Raw genomic sequence first — 3,309 nt, 5'->3', positions numbered from 1 at the left:
CCCGAGAACAGGAAACCCACACCGCCCACGGCGACGGATCCAGCGACCAGGCCGGAGGACGGCCGCCCCTCGGCCAGAGCGGTGAGCCCGTCCAGCAGCGTCTCCCGGTCGTCGCCGAGGACGACAGCCCTGTGGCCGAAGGCCGATCGCGTTGTCGCCAGCGAGTAGCCGACGTCCAGCAGACCGGTACCCGGCTCGCCCGCGACATGCTCCCGCAGCCGGATCGCCTGATCCCGCAACGCCTCGGCGCTCCGCGCGGACAGCAGCCACGGCACGACACCGTCGACGGGGGCCGGGAGATGGTCCTCGCCCGGCACGTACTCGATGATGGTGTGCGCGTTCGTCCCGCTCACACCGAACGACGACACACCCGCCCGACGCAGGCGACCGCTCTCCGGCCACGGCCGGGCCTCCGTCAGCAGCTCGACGGCGTTCGAGGACCAGTCCACCTTCGTCGAGGGCTCGCCGACGTGCAGGGTCCGCGGCAGCACACCGTGTCGCATCGCCATGACCATCTTGATCACACCGGCGACACCGGCCGCGGCCTGGGTGTGGCCGATGTTCGACTTGATCGAACCGAGCCACAGCGGCTCGCCCTCGCGGTCCTTGCCGTACGTGGCCAGCAGCGCCTGCGCCTCGATCGGGTCACCGAGCGTGGTGCCGGTGCCGTGTGCCTCGACCGCGTCCACATCGGACGGGGCCAGGCCCGCGCTCGCCAGAGCCTGGCGGATGACCCGCTGCTGCGAGGGGCCGTTCGGCGCGGTCAGACCGTTCGAGGCGCCGTCCTGGTTCACCGCGGAACCACGGATCACCGCCAGGACCGGGTGCCCGTTGCGGCGGGCGTCCGACAGCCGTTCCACCAGCAGCATGCCGGCGCCCTCACCCCAGCCGGTGCCGTCGGCGCTGTCGGAGAACGACTTGCACCGTCCGTCGGCGGCGAGGCCGCGCTGGCGGCTGAAGTCGACGAAGGTACCGGGGGTCGCCATCACGGCGACACCGCCGGCCAGCGCCATCGTGCACTCTCCCTGGCGCAGCGCCTGCACCGCCCAGTGCAGGGCGACCAGCGACGAGGAACACGCGGTGTCGACGGTGACGGCGGGCCCCTCCAGGCCCAGCGCGTAGGCGACACGGCCGGACGCGACGCTGCCGGACCCGCCGGTGCCGAGGTAGCCCTCGACGCCCTCCGGGACGGAGCGCAGCCGCGACACGTAGTCGTGGTACATCACGCCCGCGAACACGCCGATCGCACTGCCCCGTACCGAATCCGGGTCGATGCCGGCCCGCTCGAAGGCTTCCCAGGAGGTCTCCAGCAGCAGTCGCTGCTGCGGGTCCATGGCCAGTGCCTCGCGCGGCGAGATCCCGAAGAACGCCGGGTCGAACTGGTCGGCGTCGTGCAGGAAACCGCCCTCGCGGGTGTAGGAGGTGCCGGTGTGGTCGGGGTCCGGGTCGTACAGCGCGTCCAGGTCCCAGCCACGGTTGCCGGGGAACTCGCTGATGGCGTCGGCACCGTCCAGCACGAGCCGCCACAGGTCCTCGGGCGAGCTCACCCCGCCGGGGAAGCGGCAGCTCATACCGACGAGCGCGATCGGCTCGTCGGTCACGGTCACGGCCGTACGGGTGGGCGCCGCGACGACGGGCGCCCCCGCCAGCTCGGTGCCGACGAAGGCGGCGAGCGCGGCGGGTGTCGGGTAGTCGAAGACCAGCGTCGCGGGCAGCCGCAGCTCGGTCGCCGCGTTCAGGTGGTTGCGCAGTTCGACGGAGCTGAGCGAGTCGAAGCCCAGCTCCCTGAACGCGCGGTCGGGCGCGACGGCATGCGCCGAGCTGTGACCGAGCACCGTGGCGGCGTGCGTGCGGACGAGGTCGAGCAGAGCCTTCTCGCGTTCGGCCTCGGTCAGGCCCGCCAGTGACTGCGCGAGCGCGGACCCGGCCGCCGCGGACCCGGATTCGGCGGTCCTGCGTACCGTGCCGCGCACCAGACCACGCAGGAGGTGCGGTACGGGGTGGGAGCGCGCCTGCCGGTGCAGTACGGCCAGGTCCATGGGGATCGGCACCAGTGCGGCGCGCCCCGTGGAGTTCGCCGCGTCGAACAGCGCGAGGCCCTCGGCGGAGCCGAGCGGGATCATGCCGCCGCTGGTGATCCGTCGTACGTCGGCCTCGTCGAGTTGGCCGGTGATACCGCTGGCCGTGGCCCACAGACCCCATGCCAGCGACGTGGCAGGCAGACCGGTGGCCCGGCGGTGCTGTGCCAGCGCGTCCAGGAAGGTGTTCGCCGAGGCGTAGTTGCCCTGGCCGGGGCCGCCGAACACACCGGCGGCGGACGAGAACAGGACGAACGCGGAGAGGTCCAGGTCGCGGGTCAGCTCGTGCAGATGCCAGGCCGCGTCGACCTTCGGCCGGAACACACCATCGATCCGCTCCGCCGTCAGCGAGCCGATCGTGGCGTCGTCCAGAACACCGGCGGTGTGCACCACGGCGGAGATCCGATGGCCGGCCAGCAGGCCGGCGACGGCCTCCCGGTCGGCCACGTCACACGCCGCGAACGCCACCTCGGCGCCCAGCGCGACCAGTTCAGCGCGCAGCTCCTCCGCGCCCTCGGCCGCGGCACCACGCCTGCTGACCAGCAGCAGATTCCGTACACCCCGCTCCGCGACCAGGTGCCGGGCGACGAGACCGCCGAGCGTGCCCGTCGCGCCGGTGACCAGCACCGCATCCGAACCGAAGCCGGGATCGTCCACCACGGAGCGCCGGACCCTGGCCAGGCGCGGCGCGCTGGCGGAGCCGGACCGTACGGCGAGTTGCGGCTCTCCCGTGGCCAGCACGGACGGCAGCGCGTCGAGCGAGGCCGATTCATCGTCGATGTCGACCAGGACGATCCTGTCCGGGTTCTCCGACTGGGCCGACCGCACCAGGCCCCACACCGTGGCGTGCGCGAGGTTCCGTACGTCCTCTTCGGCCGTGGCCGCGACAGCGCCGCTGGTCACGATGGCCAGGCGTGACGCGTCGAACCGTTCCTCGGCGAGCCAGGTCTGCACCGCGCTCAGCGCCCAGTGCGCCGCCGCGTGGGCGCCCGCGACCGGGTCGGACGCGGAAGTGACCGGGCACGGCAGAACGACGAAGTCGGGCAGTTCCGCAGACCCCGCCAACGCCTCCAGGTCGCTCCACTCGGTCGTCGGAGCGTCACCGTCGGGCAGGGGAACCGGCGCCCAGTCGACGCCGAACAGCGCGTCGCCCCGGTCGTCGCCGGCGACCTGGTCCGGCGCGGCCGGGCGCAGTACCAGCGAGTCGATCGTGGCCACCGGAGCTCCGGTA

At 73.0% G+C, this 3,309-nt stretch carries 1 protein-coding gene; it reads right to left on the bottom strand.

What is annotated here, in order from left to right; genetic code table 11:
• The coding region (locus CU044_RS39745) for an SDR family NAD(P)-dependent oxidoreductase (RefSeq protein WP_240045857.1) at positions 1-3,309 on the bottom strand (3,309 nt) is incomplete at both ends.

Origin of the sequence: Streptomyces sp. L-9-10 (assembly GCF_004151105.1) — a bacterium.
GTDB lineage: Bacteria > Actinomycetota > Actinomycetes > Streptomycetales > Streptomycetaceae > Streptomyces.
Note: the sequence above shows the minus strand (reverse complement) of the source record. Positions and strands in the feature narration are given on the sequence as shown.